The 20,564-nt window shown below is 44.4% G+C and carries 12 protein-coding genes and 1 other annotated feature; of the genes, 7 read left to right on the plus strand and 5 right to left on the minus strand.

What is annotated here, in order from left to right; all coding sequences use genetic code 11:
- Positions 1-10 precede the first annotated feature (10 nt).
- The 5 genes from glcT to pulA all read left to right on the plus strand — a co-directional run bounded on the left by glcT (position 11) and on the right by pulA (position 8,064).
- Positions 11-886, plus strand: coding sequence for a glucose PTS transporter transcription antiterminator GlcT (glcT, locus tag MKX60_RS27375; protein WP_149645820.1), 876 nt, complete (start codon positions 11-13; stop codon positions 884-886).
- 279 nt (positions 887-1,165) lie between these two features.
- On the plus strand, positions 1,166-3,229 hold the full coding sequence (gene ptsG / locus MKX60_RS27380) for a glucose-specific PTS transporter subunit IIBC (protein WP_341061727.1): 2,064 nt from the start codon (positions 1,166-1,168) through the stop codon (positions 3,227-3,229).
- 100 nt (positions 3,230-3,329) lie between these two features.
- Positions 3,330-3,605: an HPr family phosphocarrier protein gene (locus MKX60_RS27385; RefSeq protein ID WP_042131974.1), complete on the plus strand. Its 276-nt coding sequence runs from the start codon at positions 3,330-3,332 to the stop codon at positions 3,603-3,605.
- Positions 3,598-5,310: a phosphoenolpyruvate--protein phosphotransferase gene (ptsP, locus tag MKX60_RS27390; protein ID WP_149645821.1), complete on the plus strand. Its 1,713-nt coding sequence runs from the start codon at positions 3,598-3,600 to the stop codon at positions 5,308-5,310. Before MKX60_RS27385 ends, ptsP begins: the two co-directional genes overlap by 8 nt.
- A gap of 414 nt (positions 5,311-5,724) precedes the next feature.
- Positions 5,725-8,064: a type I pullulanase gene (pulA, locus tag MKX60_RS27395; protein WP_341061540.1), complete on the plus strand. Its 2,340-nt coding sequence runs from the start codon at positions 5,725-5,727 to the stop codon at positions 8,062-8,064.
- 60 nt (positions 8,065-8,124) lie between these two features.
- Here pulA and MKX60_RS27400 read toward each other — a convergent pair whose 3' ends face one another.
- The 5 genes from MKX60_RS27400 to MKX60_RS27420 form a co-directional block, all read right to left on the minus strand.
- Positions 8,125-9,735 carry a diguanylate cyclase domain-containing protein gene (locus MKX60_RS27400; RefSeq protein ID WP_076284233.1) on the minus strand — a complete coding sequence of 537 codons (1,611 nt, stop codon included), beginning with the start codon at positions 9,733-9,735 and terminating at the stop codon, positions 8,125-8,127.
- Positions 9,736-10,173: 438 nt separating this feature from the next.
- Complete coding sequence (locus MKX60_RS27405; RefSeq protein ID WP_143764050.1) at positions 10,174-11,346, minus strand: ABC transporter permease; 1,173 nt, start codon at positions 11,344-11,346, stop codon at positions 10,174-10,176.
- Positions 11,343-12,041 (minus strand): ABC transporter ATP-binding protein, encoded by a 699-nt coding sequence (locus tag MKX60_RS27410; RefSeq protein ID WP_341061541.1) that lies wholly within the window; start codon positions 12,039-12,041, stop codon positions 11,343-11,345. Before MKX60_RS27410 ends, MKX60_RS27405 begins: the two co-directional genes overlap by 4 nt.
- Positions 12,038-13,477, minus strand: coding sequence for an efflux RND transporter periplasmic adaptor subunit (locus MKX60_RS27415; RefSeq protein WP_341061542.1), 1,440 nt, complete (start codon positions 13,475-13,477; stop codon positions 12,038-12,040). Before MKX60_RS27415 ends, MKX60_RS27410 begins: the two co-directional genes overlap by 4 nt.
- A 58-nt stretch (positions 13,478-13,535) precedes the next feature.
- Positions 13,536-16,097, minus strand: a complete 2,562-nt coding sequence (locus MKX60_RS27420) for a hypothetical protein (protein WP_341061544.1) — start codon at positions 16,095-16,097, stop codon at positions 13,536-13,538.
- 269 nt (positions 16,098-16,366) lie between these two features.
- Positions 16,367-16,653 (plus strand) — a binding site (T-box leader).
- A 60-nt stretch (positions 16,654-16,713) separates the two neighbouring features.
- On the opposite strand from MKX60_RS27420, the gene pheS reads away from it, so the two are divergent.
- Positions 16,714-17,748 carry a phenylalanine--tRNA ligase subunit alpha gene (gene pheS / locus MKX60_RS27425; protein ID WP_076300018.1) on the plus strand — a complete coding sequence of 345 codons (1,035 nt, stop codon included), beginning with the start codon at positions 16,714-16,716 and terminating at the stop codon, positions 17,746-17,748.
- Between the two features lie 343 nt (positions 17,749-18,091).
- Positions 18,092-20,536: a phenylalanine--tRNA ligase subunit beta gene (pheT, locus tag MKX60_RS27430; protein ID WP_076284230.1), complete on the plus strand. Its 2,445-nt coding sequence runs from the start codon at positions 18,092-18,094 to the stop codon at positions 20,534-20,536.
- Positions 20,537-20,564 lie beyond the last annotated feature (28 nt).

The following is a 20,564-nucleotide window of genomic DNA, read 5'->3' on the forward strand; positions in this document are numbered from 1 at the left end:
GGTGTCAAAAATGAGTAGCATAACTGTAGCAAAGGTGTTAAATAACAACGTTATTATTGCAGACCATCCCCAATATTCCGAGGTTGTAGTGATTGGCAAAGGAATAGGGTTTAACCGAAAATTGCATGATCGGATTGATCTATCCTCCGTGGAGAAGATGTTTATTCTTCGCAGCCAGGAAGAACAGGAACAATATAAACAGCTTCTTCCCCAAGTGGATGAGAAGTTGATTGAGATTGTACATGAAATTTTGTTATATATTATGCATAGCAGTAGTCAACCACTTAATGAGCATGTTCATATTGCACTCACTGATCATATCTCATTTGCTATACGGCGTTATGAACAAGATATCCCAATTCATAATCCGTTTCTGTATGAGACTAAGGAAATTTATCCTGAAGAGTATAAGATGGCAGAGTATGCGATTGAGCGGATTAATGAAGGCATGGGCGTGGAATTGCCTGTAGATGAGGTGGGTTTTGTTGCACTTCATATCGTTAGCGCGCTGAGTAATAGACAAATTTCCGAGGTCAGACAGCATTCTCTTTTAATTGGTGATTTGATCGGAATCGTAGAGAATAATCTCGAATATCGAATTCCACGTGATTCACTTGATTATTCGCGGTTGGTGACTCATCTACGATTTGTTCTAGAAAGACTGCGTCGTGGAGAATCAGTGCGGGAGACTTCTACGCTGGATGGTCTTATGAAACGAGAGTATCCCGAAATGTATACCTTGGCTTGGCAATTAACTAAGGTGATTGAGAACCGAGTGCGAATTCCTGTGTATCCAGCAGAGGTCAGTTATTTGACAGTTCATTTGCAACGTCTTGCCCAGAAGAAAGAGGATGAAGTGGATATGGAGACGAAGCGAGAAATATAAGGATAATATATAAAGTGAAACTTATACTTTCTTATATTTTAAAAAAAGCTTGTCACTACAAAAAAACGGTGCTACAATATCGGTGTCCTAATTAAAACAGAATACCAAGCGTGTAACTGATTCGATCAGGCATGAGTGATTTACAGTATTTTGGTTGCTAGTCCCCATCTTGGGGTAATCTAACCTTAGCGTTAGATAACAACCTTTATACTGTGTTGCTCATGCCTTTTTTGGCATCTGTTTTACTGAAAATGTGAATAATGAAAGGAAGTGACCATGATGTTCAAAAAGCTTTTCGGCGTTTTACAAAGAGTCGGTAAAGCGCTGATGCTCCCAGTAGCCATACTGCCAGCAGCCGGTCTGCTCCTTGGAATAGGAAACATGCTGGTAAACCCCGATTTTCTACAATACGTTCCGGCACTTGAGAACGATGTAGTTCAGGCAATTGCGAACGTATTGATGAACTCAGGGCAAATTGTATTTGATAATTTATCCTTACTATTTGCCGTGGGTGTTGCCATCGGTTTATCCGGTGGTGAGGGTGTTGCTGGTCTAGCCGCTATTATTGGTTTCCTCGTAATGAATGTTACGATGGGTACTGTAATTGGCGTCAATGATTATATCCTGAGCCAAGGCGACTTTTCCTATGCTAGCGTCTTAGGAATTCCAACACTGCAAACGGGGGTATTTGGAGGTATACTCGTCGGTATATTGGCATCGTCCATGTACAAACGATTCTTCAAAATCGAACTTCCATCCTACCTGGGTTTCTTCGCAGGTAAACGTTTCGTTCCGATCATGACTGCGGTAACGTCTTTGATTCTTGGTCTGGCATTGACCTTAGTTTGGCCGCCAATTCAACACGGTCTGAACTATGTATCACAAAGTATGATTGATACGAATAAAACGCTCGCAGCGTTTATCTTCGGAACAATCGAACGCTCGCTTATTCCTTTTGGTCTGCATCACATCTTCTATTCTCCGTTCTGGTATGAATTTGGTACCTACGTAGATAAAGCTGGGGAATTGGTTCGTGGTGACCAACGGATCTTCATGCAGCAGCTTCGTGATGGCGTAGAATTCACAGCAGGAACATTTACAACAGGTAAGTATCCTTTCATGATGTTCGGTCTTCCAGCAGCTGCTTTGGCCATTTATCATGAAGCTAAACCTCATAATAAAAAACTTGTCGGAGGTTTGATGCTTTCCGCAGCATTGACTTCATTCCTGACAGGGATTACAGAGCCGCTTGAATTCTCATTCTTGTTCGTAGCTCCATTGCTGTTCGCAGTACATGCTGTTTTTGCAGGTTTGTCCTTTATGACCATGCATATTCTTAATGTCAAGATTGGTATGACCTTCTCTGGAGGTTTTATTGATTACGTGCTCTTTGGTATTATCCCGAACCGTACGGCTTGGTGGCTCGTAATTCCAGTAGGTCTTGCCCTTGCCGTAATTTACTACTTCGGGTTCCGCTTTGTTATTCGGAAGTTCAATCTGATGACACCGGGTCGTGAAGAGGATACGGGTGAGGTTGAAGATACTAACACAGAAGCCGTTTCTAAAACGGGTGATGATTTACCACGAAACATCTTGTCTGCGTTGGGTGGTAAAGAGAACATCGCTCATCTGGATGCTTGTATTACCCGCCTTCGTGTGGAGGTTAAAGATAAATCAGGTGTGGATAAGACTCGTCTGAAGAAGTTAGGTGCATCAGGTGTGCTTGAGGTGGGTAATAACATTCAAGCGATCTTCGGCACACGTTCCGATACCATTAAATCTCAGATTCAAGATGTAATTAGCGGGAAGACACCTGCACCAACGCCGGTAGCGGCTACGCCACAGCCTGAAGAAGAACAGCAGGCAGGTGAAGCTGGTGAAGCGATTATCAAAGAAGATATCGTCTCTCCGGTAAATGGTGAACTAGTGGATATCATTGAGGTTCCCGATGCAGTATTCTCCCAAAAAATGACGGGTGATGGCTTTGCTTTCTTATCCGATGATGGAAAGATTGCTTCACCGGTCTACGGTAAAGTGTTTAATGTGTTCCCGAGCAAGCATGCGATCGGCATTATGTCCGATGGAGGTAAGGAAGTGCTCGTTCATATAGGGGTTAATACAGTTAAGCTTAAAGGTCAAGGCTTTACAGTTCTAGTCGAAGAGGGCGACCTTGTAGCTGCTGGACAGCCGATCATGGAAGTGGATTTAGAATATGTAAAAGCACATGCACCATCAGTAATGTCTCCTGTTATTTTCTCCAATTTACCAGAAGGCTCTTCCGTAACCTTGAAGAAGCCAGGTAAGGTATCTATTGGTGATAAGGATATTATTACCATTCAGTAAAAGTGCAAGGGTGGACGCTTCCTTTAAACATTAAAGGGAGCGAAGCCTTCACTATAAATTTAAAAATATTCTATTAAAAGAAAGCGAGTTGGATAATATTATGCAAACAACATTCAGAATTATCGATGAAGATGGAATTCACGCACGTCCGGCAACTGCCTTGGTAAATACAGCTACGAAATTCAAAGGTACAGAAGCTTATGCAGAAGCAAAAGGCAAAAAAGTTACATTGAAATCTATCCTTGGCGTATTGTCATTGGGTCTAGAAGCTGGAGACACTTTGTCTCTGATTACTGAAGGTAGCGAAGAAGCTGAAGCTCTGAGCGCACTTTCTGATGTAATGATTAAAGAAGGGCTAGGGGAAATCCATGAATAAAATTTCAGGAATCGCGGCTTCAGCAGGGATTGCAGTAGCCCGTGCTTTTATCCTGAAACATCCGGATTATACAATTACAAAAACTAGTATCAGTGATCCTGAAGCAGAAGTCGCCAAGTTGAATGACGCACTTGCTAAATCAAGTGCTGAACTGCAGACCATTAAAGAGCGTACTTTAGCAGAACTAGGAGAGAAGAAAGCAGAGATTTTTGCATCCCATCTGCTGATTCTTGAGGACCCTGAGCTGATTAATCCCGTAATTGATAAAATTCGTCAGGAATCGGTTAACGCGGACTATGCACTAAACGAAGTAGCTACACAATTCATTGAAATGTTCGAAAACATGAAGAGTGCTTACTTACAAGAACGTGCAGCTGACATGCGTGATGTGACCAAACGCCTGCTGAACCACTTGCTGGGTATTCATTATGTTAGTCCTGCAGAAATCAATGAAGAGGTTATTGTTATCGCTGAGGATTTAACACCTTCTGACACAGCACAGCTAAATCGCAAGTATGTTAAAGGCTTCACAACAAACATTGGTGGACGTACGTCACACTCCGCGATTATGGCACGTTCTTTGGAAATTCCAGCGGTAGTTGGAACTAAGAATGTCATGACAGAAGTGAATTCTGGGGATCTAGTGATTGTCGATGGTCTGAACGGTGACGTTCTTATTAATCCTAGTGAAGCAGAAGTGGCAGAGTACGTTCGCAAGCAGGAAGCTTACGACTTGCAAATTGCAGAGTGGAAGAAACTTCGTGATAAACCAACGATTTCTGCAGACGGTAAGCACGTGGAGCTGGCGGCTAACATTGGTACACCAAACGATGTCAATGGTGTAATTGAGAATGGTGGCGAAGGTGTAGGCTTGTATCGTACTGAGTTTCTATACATGGGCCGCGATAAGCTGCCTTCTGAGGAAATTCAATATAACGCCTATCGTACTGTGCTTGAGAATATGAAAGGCAAACCGGTAGTCGTACGTACACTTGATATCGGTGGCGACAAAGAACTTCCGTATCTGGATCTTCCAAAGGAAATGAATCCTTTCTTAGGATTCCGTGCGATTCGTCTTTGTCTGGATCGTCAAGATATTTTCCGTACGCAACTGCGTGCTTTACTGAGAGCAAGTGTTCATGGGGATCTTCGCATTATGTTCCCTATGATCGCAACACTTGGTGAATTCCGTGCAGCTCGTGATCTTCTGCTTGAAGAGAAAGCGAAGCTTCGTGAAGAAGGCAAGGAAGTATCTGACAACATTCAGCTCGGCATTATGGTTGAGATTCCTTCCACTGCTGTACTGGCTGACCAGTTCGCAAAGGAAGTTGATTTCTTCAGTATTGGTACGAATGACCTTATTCAATATACAATGGCTGCTGACCGTATGAATGAACGGGTGTCTTACCTGTATCAGCCATACAATCCGGCCATCCTGCGTCTGGTCAAGAATGTAATTGATGCAGCGCATGCAGAAGGTAAATGGACAGGAATGTGCGGTGAGATGGCTGGGGACGCAACAGCGATTCCACTCTTACTAGGTCTTGGCCTTGATGAATTCAGTATGAGTGCAACGTCAATTCTACCAGCACGTAGTCAAATTTCTAAATTGTCGGCTGCCGACATGAAGGAACTGGCTGCAAAAGCATTGCAACTTGGCACTGCTGAAGAAGTAGCTGCACTTGTTCAAAGCATCACTAACTAACTATTTCCATATGCATTACTCCGTTAAACGTTTTATAACGTTCCAACTACTATTACCGACTTCCGATGTTTGGAGGTCGGTTTTTTTGTGTGTATATCGATAATTTTATTTCTTACGTTGGCTTAAGTTCATACGTGAGCGTTATACTCAATTTAGAATAATTAAATTCACTTTTTATTTGCTTTATTGCACAGATGTCTATGCCGATAGTAATAGTGATGAGTATAAAGTCGGTAAGGAACCCAAACCTGTAAATATGTCTTACATATAATAATAGTATGAATCCATAGAAAGTTTATACTCCTTTACCGACTTGCAGAGCTGTGCAAGTATTAATATGATCTAAATTGGAAATATTTGGACTTATAAGCATCCCTATAAGTTAGCCAGGGAGCCATAGGATGGTGTTAACTCATGAGTAAAAATGTTATAAATACAGAATTAATGTTAGAGGTCTATGAAGGTAAAGACCTGGGCTTGACGTACTCGGTGGAGTACAGTGTATTTAAAGTTTGGGCACCTACTGCTTTTGCTGTATCTCTAGTTATGTACGAAACAGATGGAAATCAACGTAACATTGGATTTGATCCGAGCTCTACAGATAGTGGGCGTATTATATATATGCAGCGTCAGAACGGCGGAGTCTGGCAGACTAAGTTATCAGGTGATTTAAAAGGGAAATATTATATGTACCGTGCTGTATTTGCTGATGGAAATGTGACGGAAGCAGTAGATCCTTATGCAACAGCCGTATCGGCAAATGGTTTAAGAACAGCAATCGTTGATTTGCGTAGGACCCATCCAGAGCATTGGGAGAAGGACGTTTCTCCTCCATTGCAGCATCCTGCAGACGCGGTTATTTATGAGCTGCATGTGCGTGACTTCTCCTCACATGAGAGCTCTGGCATGTACTATAAGGGCAAATTCAAAGCATTTACCGAATTTGGCTTAAGAGATCCGGAAGGAAATGCAATAGGTATTGATCATCTTGTTGAATTGGGTATCACCCATGTACATCTGATGCCCGTGTTTGATTTCCAGACCGTAGATGAGTTAAGTGTAATAAAGCGTGGTTCGTCCATTGAACATACCGACTACAATTGGGGATATGATCCTCAGCATTATAATGTACCGGAAGGATCATATAGCACTGATCCTACCGATCCAGGTCTACGGATCCGGGAATTTAAAGAAATGGTTCAGGCTTTGCATAGTCGTGGGATTTCAGTGATTATGGATGTGGTTTACAACCACACGTACGCTGTGGAGAAGGGCCCCTTCGAGCCGCTTGTCCCAGATTACTTCTATCGCCGTGATTTCTTGGGACGTTTATCTAATGGCTCGGGAGTTGGTAACGAGCTGGCTACAGAGCGTCCGATGGTACGCAAATATATTAAGGATTCGTTGTCCTACTGGGCTACGGAGTATCATATTGATGGCTTCAGATTTGATCTTATGGGTCTGATGGATAGTGTGACCATGCGTGAAATAACGGAAGAGCTTCGACTTGAGGTGAATCCTAATCTGCTGTTATATGGCGAACCTTGGACAGGTGGAGATTCTCCACTGGCAACAAAGACGCTAAAAGGTGTGCAGCGGGGGAAAGGATATGCTGTCTTCAATGATAACTTTCGTTCCGCGATCAAAGGTGATAGTGATGGATGGGGACGGGGATTCATTACAGGGGAATACGGCAAAGAAGGGGCTATTGCAGCCGGAATCAAAGGAGCCATCCACGAATTTACAGACTCCCCAGTGGAATCGGTGAACTATGTAACGGCCCATGACAATTTGAATTTATGGGATAAGGTGCTTACCGTTCAAGGGGGATTTCAGGATGCCGTTTCACGGGCTAATCCTTACGTGAATGTAGATCTGGAGAATATTCTTAGCAATGAGACCGTGCGCCGATCCCTACTTGCAAATGGAATCATCCTGACCTCGCAAGGGATTCCATTCCTGCATGCCGGTGATGAGCTACTGCGCAGTAAATTTGGAGATCATAATAGCTATCGTAGCGGTGATACGATTAACGCGATCCGCTGGAACATGAAGAGTATGTTTAAGCCTGTATTTCAATATTATAAAGGTTTGATCGAACTGCGGCGTACACATCCGGCATTTCGTCTACATGGTCGGCAGGAAATTGAGCGTTCGCTGGAATTTCTGCGCTGTGATGGGGGGATCGTGTCGTACCTGCTTAGAAATCATGCAGGAGGCGACTTCTGGAACAATATAACAGTCATCTTTAATGCCAATAATGATCGAGTAAAGCTATCTCTTCCTGAAGCTAATAACGGTTGGAACGTGGTAGTGGATCATACCCGAGCGGGGACAGAAGCATTCCGGAAGGTCGCAGGTAGCGAGGTGGAAATTGAAGGCTTGTCGATGATGGTGCTCTATGATGAATGTGGTGAGCCAGCACCGCGGTCCAAAATTATCGAAGTACACTATGAACGGCCAGATGGGAAATATCAAGGCTGGAATCTTTGGGTTTGGGATACAGGAATTCAGGATGGACAATGCGACTTTCGGTATATGGAGGATGGGCGTGCAGTCGCACGAATTGAGGTGTTGCCAGATACCGATTCTATCGGGTATATATTACGACTTAATGACTGGGAAGAGAAAGATGGGGATGGCGATCGCTTCATTGATTGTTCCAAGGATGACGAGCTGATCAAGGTCATGGTTATAGATCGTGATCAGGAGAATGATGGGATCTCAGATGATCATTTGCAGTTAACCAGTTGAAAAATAAAAAAGAGCTGCTTCAGGGTTAGTTGTACCCCGGAACAGCTCTTTTTGTTGATCTTATGGTTTTCCGATGATCTGGTTGGATAAACCTACATCTAAAAGCTCGTAGTAGAGATTAGCTTCATTCCCTCCATGATCTTTGGAAAGGTACATAGCTAGATCAGCGGCACGCAGAAGTTCATTAATACTGCCTCCATGCTCAGGAAATAGGGCTACACCAATACTTGCGGAGGTGTGGAAGCTAGATCCATTGTCAATAGACCAAGATTTGTTGAATAACTTAAGCAACCGTTGTAGCATTTCATCTAACATTTCTGGAGAGGTAAATCGGTGCAGTACCACCGCGAATTCATCACCGCCAATCCGGAACGCCTGGCCTACACCTTTAACCGTTTGCAAAAGCTCTCGAGAGAGCAGTTGGAGAAATTCGTCTCCAGCCAGATGTCCTAAGGTATCGTTTAACTGCTTGAATCTGTCACAATCCAGCAATGCGAGTGCAATATTCTTTCTTCGTTCCTCGGGTTGGTTGATGAGATTCTCCATGTACATTTTGAAATGAGCACGGTTGGGAATCGCGGTTAAATGATCATAGAAGGCTAGCTTATGTAATCGTTCTTCGTATTGCTTCCGTTGTGTAATTTCACGGGACACTAACATAAATTGTGCTGGGAAATTATTGCTTCCCCGAACAGGCGACACCTTCGTTTCCAGCCATACCCATTGCCCTTCAGCTCCACGCATTCGTAGCTCTGAGATACGAGGGGTTCCTTGAACGACACTCTTTAGTTTAGCCCAAGCAATTTCCGGTTCACGAATGTAGTTGGAGAGTGGGTCACCCTTTTTAGGAACATAGCCGAGAATACTTGAATGTGAAGGGGAGCTATATAGTATCAACCCGTTAGGATCAGTCAAAATAATAAAGTCAGACATGGTTTCACCGATTAGCTGATAGAGTGTTTGTTCCTCCAGCATTTCATTTTTGAGCCAAATGATTTTGCGACCCAGATAAATAATAACTAGAAGCAGAATAAAGAAGACCAATGAGTATAGCGCAAAGAGTGCACTCTTTTTATCTTGGAACCCATCTGTTACTTGTAAAGCGTAGGTGTCTATCAGGTCTTCTGATTGATCTAGATGAGTTCTGACTTCATTTAACTGCATGTTCAGACTTACAGCATGATATGAAGCAGGGTCCCATCCGATTTGCATCCGTTCAGCTATCAATTTACTTCCTGTACTCTTCCATAGGACTAGGGATGTTTCGAAGGCATGGAGCTCGTTCTCTAATTCAGTAAGTATATTTGCCTGTTTCAAATCACTGTAGGGTTTGTTGATAGATTTGATGTCTGAACTTGCTAGGCCTACCCGTTCTTGTGCTTGTTGATTATTGTCCTTAAATTCCTGAATGAACTGATCACGTTCAGCGTCAGTGAGGTTCGAGCTCATGGAGGAGTGGAGAGCGATTGCGGCTTGATGCAGATCACGATCAGCGCTCAGTATGAGCTCAGAGTTCTCAAATACATCTTCATATAAAGAATCTGACATTCTGTTAATGGTGTGATTTAGATAGAGTAAAGAAGCTACACTAATTCCAACCAGTAGAATGGAGATCGCAGCGAAAATAAAGATTAGTTTGCGTGTTACTTTGATATCGAAAAATCCAGCCACGGTCATCTTCTCCCCGCATAAGATGTTTAACAAATCTTATTGCTGCTAACTATAACCTGCGGAACTTCCATTTGTGGCAGGCGTGTTTTATTTTCAGGCAAAGATGTTGAGAGTAATTATGTAAAAAAAAGAGGTGTTGTAACATAGTGGGAATTGAGGCATGGGAAAGATAAATTGTGTGTGGATCGCAGTTTGTAGTACAACAAGTATATAGGACGTCCTACTTATAGAGCAATCGCTTCCTCAAATAAATATCAATAATAAAAAATTTAAATGATTATGGTATGGGCCTATTGCCTTATCTATATTCAAATCCATAAATCCTAATACCCAACGCCTTCGTAAATGATACCCAGCTCAGCCCCAAAAATATGCGTTCTGTTATGTTAAAAAAGCTGCCTAGTCATAATAATGACTGTGGCAGCTGACTTGAAGTTACTATTCGTTACGTAGTGCATGAATGGGGCGAAGCCGTGCGGCTTTGTTCGCAGGCATCATTCCGAAAATCACGCCGATAAGCAAGGAGAAAACAAAAGATATCAGTACCATATCCCAAGCAATGGATACTGTAAGTGAAGTGTACTTTCCTAGTAACCAACTACCAGCGACTCCAATGCCAACACCGATCACCCCACCCAATCCGCTAAGCACAATGGATTCGATCATGAATTGAGCGAGAATATCGAGCTTTTTGGCGCCGATTGCTTTGCGGATACCAATTTCTCTTGTTCTTTCATTAACGGATACGATCATAATATTCATAATGCCGATCCCCCCGACAAACAGAGAAATGCCGGCAATTCCCGCAAGTGCCATTGAAAGCGTAGCTGTCGTAGAATTTACAGTTTCCAGCATCTCTTGAGAGTCAAAGACACTAAAAGCATTATCCGCATAATTAAATTTAGCATCCAGTGTACTCTCTAGTTTATCTTTTACGGTAGCTACAGTGTCTGCTGAAGTCGTCGCAATTGTGATGGAACGTACGCCTTTGCTTTTTAACTGACGTTCTGCAGTAGCTATAGGGATCAATAAGATATCATCGTTGGAACCACTTAGACTAGAGCCTTTCGCTTCCAAAAGACCGACGATTTTATAGCTGATCCCGTTTAGCTGTACCTTTTGGCCTACTGGATCATCTGTGCCGAATAAATCCTCAGCCGTACCTGTGCCGATTAGCGCTACCTTCTGCCGGTACTCCGTATCAATATCAAGCAGGAAACGTCCTGACTGTACATGAAAATCCTTAACGTCCTCATAAGAAGGTGTAATGCCCTCAACTGTAACGCTAACATTCTCAGTATTATGCTTGGCTGTAACGTTGCCACTGATCACAGGAGCTACATTTTCTATCCCCTCTATATCTCCTAGTGCCAAGGCTTCTTCATAGGTGAGGGAGGTGGTAGCCCCACGGCCAGTGATGTTTACCGTCAGTTGATTTGTTCCGAGTCCATTAAGCTGCTCCGTAATCTGAGAAGTAGTTCCCTGCCCCACAGAAACGAGGATGATAACGGATGATACACCAATAATAATACCCAGCATCGTTAAAAAAGCTCTTACTTTACTGCTGTAAATACTTTTTAGAGCCATCCGCATACTTTGAAATAATTTCACCTCGCATTCCTCCGATCTTCTACGAGGTTGCCATCCTGAATACGAATGATCCGCTTAGCTTGCTTTGCAATTTCGAGGTCATGTGTGATTAGGATGATTGTATGACCCTGCTCATTTAATTCTCGTATCATCTGCATGACCTCTTGTCCAGTTCGCGTATCAAGCGCCCCGGTAGGTTCATCTGCAAGTAGAATCGGGGGAGATCCAGCCATAGCTCGCGCAATCGCTACACGCTGCTGCTGTCCCCCTGAAAGCTCAGAAGGTCGGTGATGCATTCTCTCCTCCAAACCAACTTTAAGGAGTGCTTGCTGCGCTGTTTCTCTGCGTTCTCGATGTGAGAGGCCGCGGTATATTAGCGGAAGCTCCACATTCTCGACAGCAGACAACTTGGGGAGGAGATTGAAGTTTTGAAAGATAAAGCCGATCTTCTCATTCCGGATAACTGCCAGCTTGTTGTCGGATAACTTACGAATCTCTTGTCCGTCTAGGAGATAGCTTCCTTCATCCGATACATCCAGGCATCCGAGCATGTTCATTAGTGTTGATTTACCAGAACCGGAAGGACCTATAATCGCTACGAACTCTCCGAAGTCGATTGTAAAGGAAAGATTTTTTAGAACTGTCATAGTTTCTCCGGCCATAGTATAGCCATGGGTCATATTCTGGACTTGGATCAGTGGTGTTAAAGCACTCATCTACTGCCACCTCCGCCACCACCAGGTGCTCCGCCCGTGCCACCAGTACCACCTCCATTGAAGCCACCACCGCCACTAAAACCGCCACCGCCGAAACCGGTGCCACCCATACCGCCCATGCCACCTTGCATTTGCATCTCAGTACTAGTTGTACCTGTTTTGGTAGAGATGACAGTAGGGATGATCACTTTGTCTCCTTCATTAAGCCCACTGACAATTTCAATACTGCTCTCATCATGGATGCCCACTTCGACGGAAACTGTTCGCTGATTACTATTTCCACGGTTTCTTGTGCCAGCTGCTCCGTTAGGCATAGTACCGCCGCGAGCATCAGGCGCTCCACTAGGCATAGCGCCATCGCGAGCATCAGGAGCCCCGCTAGGCATCGGTGCTTGGCCCTCACTAGAGGCTTTTGAGGAATCGGTTGAACCCGCTGAACCCGCTGAACCCGCTGAACCCGCTGAACCCGCTGAACCCGCTGAACCCGCTGAACCCGCTGAACCCGCTGTTAAAGGGAGAGAAACTGTGTACTTGCCATTTCTTTCTTGAACAGCTTCAATAGGTACGGTTAATACATCTTTTTTCTCAGCTGTTGTAACTGAAACTTCTGCCGACATCCCTACAAGGGCGCCTTCGGAGGTGGTTAAGCCAACGGTAACATCGAAGAGGGAGACTCCGTTCGAGACGGTGCCTTCCTTGGCAATCTTAGTAACACTCCCCTTGAATTCAGTGTCGGGCAGGGCATCCAATGAAATGGTAGCAGGCATCCCTATTTTCACTGTAGGAATATCAAGCTCATCCACCTGCACTATGACGCTTAAATTAGCATAATCGGTGATATCGATGAGTTCAGAGCCATCCATCGCTTTTTCACCGCTGGCTATGTTAACTGCTGTAACAGTTCCGTCAATAGGGGCGGTTAGGGGATCTGGAGGGATCATATCCTCTTGTACAGCTGCGATTTTTTCGATTTGAGAAGCGATATCCGTTTTCGCTTTTTCAATCGAACGTTTGGCACTGGCTAATTCATCCTCGGAGGCACCTGCCACGGCAAGCTTCTTATACTGCTCCTGCTTGTCCTGAAGATCCTCTTCAAGCGAGGTAAGAGAGGTTTGTTCCTGCTTGAGATTGTCGCTCAAATCATCGCCTTCGAAGGTAATTAATGTCTGACCTTTTTTCACATTGTCGCCTTCTTTGACAAGCACCTCAGCTACGGTTCCAGCGTCCTTCGTTTTCACTTTTCCTGTTTCAGTGGCCGTGACGGAGCCTGCTCCAGATACATTTACTACGATATCGCCCTTCGTAACCGTGGCTGTATTAACGGGCACTTCAGCAGCCTGACTGCTCTTATCAGGTAAAAATGTATACACCAACAATCCGGCTGTTACTACAGCTACTACTCCGATGGTCCAGAGCAACACTTTTTTCTTCTTCATTTCTTTCCTCCATAGATCATCAAATTTCTTTTAACTTAGGCCACCCCTCGTACTCTTACTAAGTGTCGGATGGATTGTTAGCACTAGAATCGGTGTTTGAAGTGGAATTGTTGTTTGAAGTCGTTGACGCTGCCTGATAAGTGACAACATAGGTCCCAGTTCCCAGCAAATTTCGATGACCTTGGAATTCGTCGTATACATTCAATCGGATCGCGCCGCCACCTAGAGTTTTGTAAAGATTGCTTGTGAATGTTGTGGTGTATGACTTGAAGTTCCCTAATGGTAGATCTGTGCCCAGTGTTAATGTCTTCTCCATCGTTTGTCCGAAGGGGTCGATCAGCTCTAGTACAAGCTTGTGCTCATAGGTACCCGATTCGTAAAGCGTGCTGCTCGACAGGTTGTAGGTTAGGACAGTGCTTAGCGTATCTTTTCCACCAGTGACGGTGGCGACTGCATTTGTAACGGATAGGTTATAAGGGAACGATTCTACATCCAAAAGATTACTTTTTGACTCCACCGCAACATTATTTAGACCCAGTGACACCGTATTGATATAACCCGTTGATTTCCCGCCAGGAGCCGTAAGTTTTCCTTCGGATACCCCTTCACCGACATAAAGAACAAGCTGAGAAGGATCTACTCCAAGTGGAAGCTTAGTCCAGACGGTAACCAGATTTTTTCCGTTAGGGCTCGTGGAAGTGGTAGACTGGTTGACCTCGGCTTCGTAATATTGATTGTCAGGCGTTTTGTAATAAGCTACGAGTTGAGCCTGCTCCGATTTACGTGTTTCCTCACTGTTCATTTCCAGTTCTGTGTACATGATATTGGAGCTTGCACCCTGATAAACCGTTGTCCGGCGCTCTAACACTTCTGCTTTTTTACTTTCAAGGTCAATTTGGAAGGAACTTAGTGCTGCAACTTCCTGAACACGGCTGTCCAACTGATTTGTACTTAAAGAAAGAAAATTAATTTTGCTTTCGCCGGAGGTTTCTTTCAGCGTTATTTTTAATTGATTGAACTGGTAGGTGTAAGGAACATTGGCCACGACATAAACGTCTGCGGATTCATTTGGCCCGAGTATGGTTTGCGTGCTTTCTGTGACGACTTGGGAAGTGCTGCTAATATCACTCTCACCAGCTTTAATGACACTTGTAAATGCAGGAAGCTGCACAGAGGTCGATTTCGTGTTGCGAATATTGATTTTAGCTACAAGCTGATCTTTGTCTGCCCAAGGTAGCCGCTGGATGTTCTCAAGCTTGACAGCAAATGTGCCGTAACTGTTCTCCACCGCGTATTCTGTATCCTGCCAATTGTTAGTTTGGAGTGTGTAAGGAATCTGATAATAGGCTGTAGGAAAAATGATCTTACCCTCTACAGCGGGTTCAGTCATTTGCAGCTGTAGCGTTCCTTGAGCTATCGTTAGCGGAACTTCTGCACTGAGCTCAATTATTTTTTCTTCAAGGGGTTTGAGTGTAAGGTTTGCGAAAGCCTTCGTGTCCAACGGAAAGCTATATCCTTCAGCGGCTTTAACGGTAAACTCATAAGCAGGCAAAGTAATCGCCTTGTTGCCGCTATTTTTTACTCGAAATTGCAGCGTCCACTTCGCGGTGCCGTTGTCGGCATAGACATTGGCGCTTTTTAACTGCGTCTCGACAGTATTATTGTTGATCGTAAGCTTCTTGATGACATTGCTAGCTACGACAAGATCTGGTGTGGTAGCAGCGGGAAGGTTATAGGTGACGATGGGCAAAGCAATTTTTAATGAGGTATCTTCTCCAGCAAACTGCAGAATCATATTGTCTGTCTTCATATAAGAGGGAATTTCCGTCATGTAGTAGATCGTCTTTTTTTCCTGTGGCTGTACTTTGTAGTTACTGCTCGTATCATCAAGCGTTAATTCAAATACAGATCCTCCTGCAGATGCGAGGTATCCCTTAAGTCCAGGATCACTTAGCACTTTGGTTCCTTGATTGGTTAAGCTCACACCTACTTTGGCGTATACCTTACCGTTATATTTGTAAATTTGCAGACTTTCTGTTTTGGTTGTTACGGGCTGATTATTCAAGGTTATCTTTTTACTTTGGCCTCTAGCGACCGCTTGTGAAAAAGCCACAGGCAAGGTGAAGGTCCCCAGCTTTTTTTGATAATCAGTACTGCTGAAATCCCAACCGAATACTGAAATCTTCACTCCATTTAAAGATGTGGATTTACCGACGTTTGCGTAATAGGTTACGGATTGACTGCTTTTGGAGGGGATAGATTTGATGGTTGCACTGCTGGTTACTGGGCTTCCTTGGATAACGGTTCCTCCTGCAGTAGTTACTTTAGAGAAATAGTCCACAAGATTGATGCTGTTTCCGCTCCCATTGTTATAGCTGAGGGTGTATGTAAGAATATTGCCGCCATCCTGAGTCAAAAAGCCAACATCGGTCAGCTTCACACTAAAGTTACTCTTTAAAGCTATCGAGCCGAGTTTATCCAGAGTGGATACAGTGGTGGCAGTTGCTGTTTTGGTGGATGAAGTAGTAGTTGATGCCGCGTATGCTCCATACGCTGAAGCTTGACTCAGAACTGCTGCGCTAAGTATGATCACAGCTACTTTTGTTCTTCGTGCATGCATGTAATTCCCTCCCGGTATGAAAGTCCTTGTATTTTGAAGGTGATTTATGATTGAGTACAACCATGCCTTCTTAATAATGGAAATTATCAAGCTCCGCTGAACGTTAGCTGAAAAAAAGTCCCCAAAATGGCTCTGAACCTTAAAGCCAGCTTAAAGCCAGATAAAAATTGCCCTAATTATGCTTGAACTTGTCAAAACGACAGATCTTGCATATAATAAACAGACATATCTCTTGCATAAAAGAGATACCTGACAATTAGATTGAATTGTGAAATGCAGTGATGGAGAAGAGTACACAGTGCCTGACTTACAGGGAGGAGACGCCGGTGATTGAGAGCGTTTCTAGGATACAGAGCTGTCGAAGTTCACTCCGGAGCAGTTCCTTGAATTCCTTAAGATTGCCTTGTAAGGAAGCGTAGGGGAAACCGGTCACAGACCGTTATTTCTGTATAAAGTGAGATAGGTATCTGTCCAGCTAAAAGAGGGAATGAAGCTCTTAAGGGGAACAGATCAGCTTGTCTAACAAGGGTGGTACCACGGTCTTTTCGTCCCTTACCGGGAGGAAAGGCCTTTTTTTGTTGAACTAGACAATGATTGAAGGGGGCTGTACACGGCCATGAAAGAGAAGTTGGAAGCATTGAAGGTTGAAGCGCTGGCTAAGTTGCAGGAGGTTATGGATCCACAGGTTTTGAATGACCTAAGAGTGAAATATCTCGGTAAAAAAGGCGAGCTTACAGAAGTTCTACGTGGTATGGGAGGACTTAGTGCTGAGGAGCGTCCGGTTATCGGGCAAGTAGCGAATCAGGTGCGTAGTGCCATTGAGGAGATTATTGGAGCGAAGCAAGAGACTTTTCAACAGCAAGAGACTCAGCAACGTCTACAGGCTGAAAAAGTAGACGTAACATTGCCAGGTCGCCGCATGCAGCAAGGGGGCGTTCACCCGCTTAGCAGAGTGGTTCAGGAAATTGAGGATATTTTCATTGGTATGGGTTACCGTGTGGCTGAAGGCCCGGAAGTGGAGACCGATTATTATAACTTTGAAGCCCTAAATCTGCCTAAAAATCACCCGGCACGTGATATGCAGGATTCCTTTTATTTAACGGATGACCTGCTTATGCGTACTCAAACGTCTCCGGTACAGATTCGTACTATGCAGGCTATGAACGGTGAAGTTCCAGTTAAAATCATTTGCCCGGGTAAAGTATTCCGCCGCGATGATGACGATGCAACGCATTCCTTCCAGTTCCATCAAATTGAAGGTTTGGTTATTGGAAGCAACATTCGGATGAGTGATCTGAAAGGCACCTTGCAGCAATTCGTACAAGAAATGTTCGGCCCGAATACAGACATTCGTCTTCGTCCGAGCTTCTTCCCATTCACCGAGCCAAGCGTTGAAGTGGACGTAAGCTGCTTCAAATGTGGCGGCGATGGCTGCAGACTGTGCAAGCAAAGCGGATGGTTAGAAATCCTTGGCGCCGGCATGGTGCATCCAAATGTTCTGAAAATGGGTGGCTATGATCCTGCTAAGTATAGCGGCTTCGCATTTGGTATGGGTGTTGAACGGATTGCTATGCTTAAATACGGCATCGATGACATCCGTCATTTCTATAACAACGATATGAGTTTTGTAAAGCAGTTCAAGGGCGTTTAGATTTTTGGTGGGCGAGCTGGCTGACGGGTTAGGAGTAAGTAGCAATTGGGTTACTGATCTTGCTTAATAAAAGACTATTAATAGAAGGAACGGAGAGAAATTTTGGAACTGTAGAAGCGCCAGCGTTCGCCTTTATCCTCGGATTTCTACCGCGAGAAGTGGTTTTAATCAGGAAATCTGAGGATAACAGTGATCGGAAGTCCAATATTTTTCGTAGTGACTGCTCTAAATAGGACGGTTATGAAGCTTTGATCGAGTAATCCTAAATTGTACTACTCCCACAGGAAGCAGATCGAACGGCAAGTAGATAAATACATCTGAAACATAAAGGAAGTGAGCGGACATGAAAGTATCAACCGGATGGTTGGCTGATTATACATCGATTGAAGGAGTAACCGCCGATAAGCTAGCGGAGAAGATTACCGCTGCCGGCATTGAAATTGACGGAGTAGAGCGCCGCAATAAAGGGATTTCCGGCATCGTAACCGGCTATGTGAAATCGAAAGAAAAGCATCCTGATGCGGATAAACTGAACGTATGTATCGTGGATGCAGGTCAAGGTGAAGATCTGCAAATCGTCTGTGGCGCAAAGAATGTAGCTGCGGGACAAACCGTTCCTGTAGCTCTTGTTGGCGCTAAGCTGCCAGGGCTGGATATCAAAAAAGCGAAGCTGCGCGGGGTATTATCACAAGGGATGATCTGCTCGGCTAAAGAATTGGGACTCAATGATAAATTGCTTCCTAAAGAGCAGCAAGAAGGAATTCTTGTACTTCCTGAAGGTACAGAGATCGGTCAAGATATTTCAAAGTTGCTGGGTCTAGATGATGAAATTCTGGAATTCGATCTGACTCCGAACCGTTCAGACTGTCTAAGTATGATTGGTGCTGCTTATGAAGTGAGCGCGATTCTTGGACGTGACATCAAATTACCAGATCCTGCGAGTGAAATGATTGAGATCAGCGGAGCAGCTGCTCAATCTATTTCCGTTAAGATTGAGAATGAAGAACATTGCAGTCATTACGCAGTTCGTTATATCTCAGGTGTTAAACCTGCAGCATCCCCGCTGTGGATTCAGAATCGTCTGATGGCGGCAGGGATTCGTCCAATTAACAACATCGTTGACATCACTAACTATGTGATGCTCGAATACGGACAGCCGCTTCATGCTTTTGATGCAGATAAAATAGAAGGCGGAGAACTCGGCGTTCGTCTTGCTCACGAAGGTGAAGTCCTGACTACACTTGATGGCCAAGAACGGAAGCTTGAGCCACATATGCTCGTTATCGCTGATGGAGCTAAGGCTGTAGCTCTGGCTGGAGTAATGGGAGGTCAGGATACGGAAGTTACTGCTGAGACGGTAAATCTCGTTCTGGAATCTGCTAAGTTTGACGGAGGAACCGTTCGTAAAACCTCGCGTCAACTGGGACTTCGCTCGGAAGCATCGCTTCGTTTCGAGAAAGAAGTGGATCCAAATGCAGTGATCCCTGCATTGAATCGCGCTGCAGTACTTATTGCACGTTATGCTGGCGGATCTGTGCATGAAGGAATTGTGCAAGCAGGAACAGTCGCAGGAGAAGAGAAGGTACTTACTTTGTCCTTGGAGAAGCTGAACCGTTATCTCGGAACAGATCTGTCCTTGCTAGAAGTGAAGACTTTGTTTGGTCGTCTACATTTCAAATGCGGGGATACTGCACAAGGATTGATCGAAGTTCAGGTGCCAACTAGACGTGGCGATATCAGCTATGATGTTGACCTTATCGAAGAAATTGCTCGTTTGTACGGGTATGACAATATTCCAACGACTCTGATTGAAGGTGTTACAACGCCAGGCGCATTGACGCATAAGCAATCACTCCGCCGTGAACTGCGTCGCCTGTTGTCACATGGCGGTTATCAGGAAGTGATGGGTTACTCCTTCATCCAGCCGAAACAAAGCAAAATGTTCCCTGAGTTATCAGAAGGCTCACAAGCGGTTAAATTGGCTATGCCAATGAGTGAAGAACGCAGTGTACTGCGTACTAGCCTTCTGCCACAACTATTGGATATTGCTAGCTATAATACCAACCGTCGTCAAAGCGATCTAGCGTTGTTTGAAATCGGCAATGTCTTCTTCACAGATGAAGAACAGTTGACTCGTCAGCCGCGTGAACTGCCGGTGCTGGGGTTGTTGCTTAGCGGTAGCCTAACCGTGAAGCAATGGAACGTTTCTGCACAGCCTGTAGATTTCTTTGATTTGAAGGGTGCGCTGGAATCTGTATTTGCTTATTTGGGTCTTACAGACAGAATTATCTACGAGGGAGATAGTCCAGAAGGGTATCATCCTGGACGTTCCGCATCGGTATATTTAGTCGGAGACGAGGGTCGTGTGAAGATTGGAACTATGGGCCAGCTTCATCCGGAACTGCAAAGAGAGCTTGATCTAGTGGATACTTATGTAGCTGAGATTCTATTGCAGCCGCTGTATGATAACACGCAAAGCCGTCTGCAATATAATGAGCTTCCACGTTTCCCAGGTATGGAACGGGATATTGCAGTGGTTGTAGATTCAACTGTACCAGCAGGCGATCTGCTAGCTTCCATCCGTGCAAACGGAGGAACTTTGCTGCAATCCGTACAGGTATTCGACGTGTACACTGGTGGCAAGTTAGAGAGTGGAAAGAAGAGTATTGCGATCTCACTGCTGTATCGTCACGGTGAACATACATTGACAGATGAAGAGGTTGGAGAGGTGCATGATAAGCTATTATCAGTCCTTCAACAAACTTTTGGTGCAGAATTAAGAAAATAGCAGGAATTGTGTAAAGCCGCAGCGAATC

This window comes from Paenibacillus sp. FSL R5-0914 (assembly GCF_038004525.1).
Classification (GTDB): domain Bacteria; phylum Bacillota; class Bacilli; order Paenibacillales; family Paenibacillaceae; genus Paenibacillus_AQ.

What these genes read in the sequence shown, in the direction of transcription:
- glcT (WP_149645820.1), top strand. Translation starts at nt 11, where the DNA reads ATGAGTAGCATAACTGTAGCAAAGGTGTTAAATAACAACGTTATTATT.
- ptsG (WP_341061727.1), top strand. Translation starts at nt 1,166, where the DNA reads ATGTTCAAAAAGCTTTTCGGCGTTTTACAAAGAGTCGGTAAAGCGCTG.
- MKX60_RS27385 (WP_042131974.1), top strand. Translation starts at nt 3,330, where the DNA reads ATGCAAACAACATTCAGAATTATCGATGAAGATGGAATTCACGCACGT.
- ptsP (WP_149645821.1), top strand. Translation starts at nt 3,598, where the DNA reads ATGAATAAAATTTCAGGAATCGCGGCTTCAGCAGGGATTGCAGTAGCC.
- pulA (WP_341061540.1), top strand. Translation starts at nt 5,725, where the DNA reads ATGAGTAAAAATGTTATAAATACAGAATTAATGTTAGAGGTCTATGAA.
- MKX60_RS27410 (WP_341061541.1), bottom strand. Translation starts at nt 12,041, where the DNA reads ATGAGTGCTTTAACACCACTGATCCAAGTCCAGAATATGACCCATGGC.
- MKX60_RS27415 (WP_341061542.1), bottom strand. Translation starts at nt 13,477, where the DNA reads ATGAAGAAGAAAAAAGTGTTGCTCTGGACCATCGGAGTAGTAGCTGTA.
- MKX60_RS27420 (WP_341061544.1), bottom strand. Translation starts at nt 16,097, where the DNA reads ATGCATGCACGAAGAACAAAAGTAGCTGTGATCATACTTAGCGCAGCA.
- pheS (WP_076300018.1), top strand. Translation starts at nt 16,714, where the DNA reads ATGAAAGAGAAGTTGGAAGCATTGAAGGTTGAAGCGCTGGCTAAGTTG.
- pheT (WP_076284230.1), top strand. Translation starts at nt 18,092, where the DNA reads ATGAAAGTATCAACCGGATGGTTGGCTGATTATACATCGATTGAAGGA.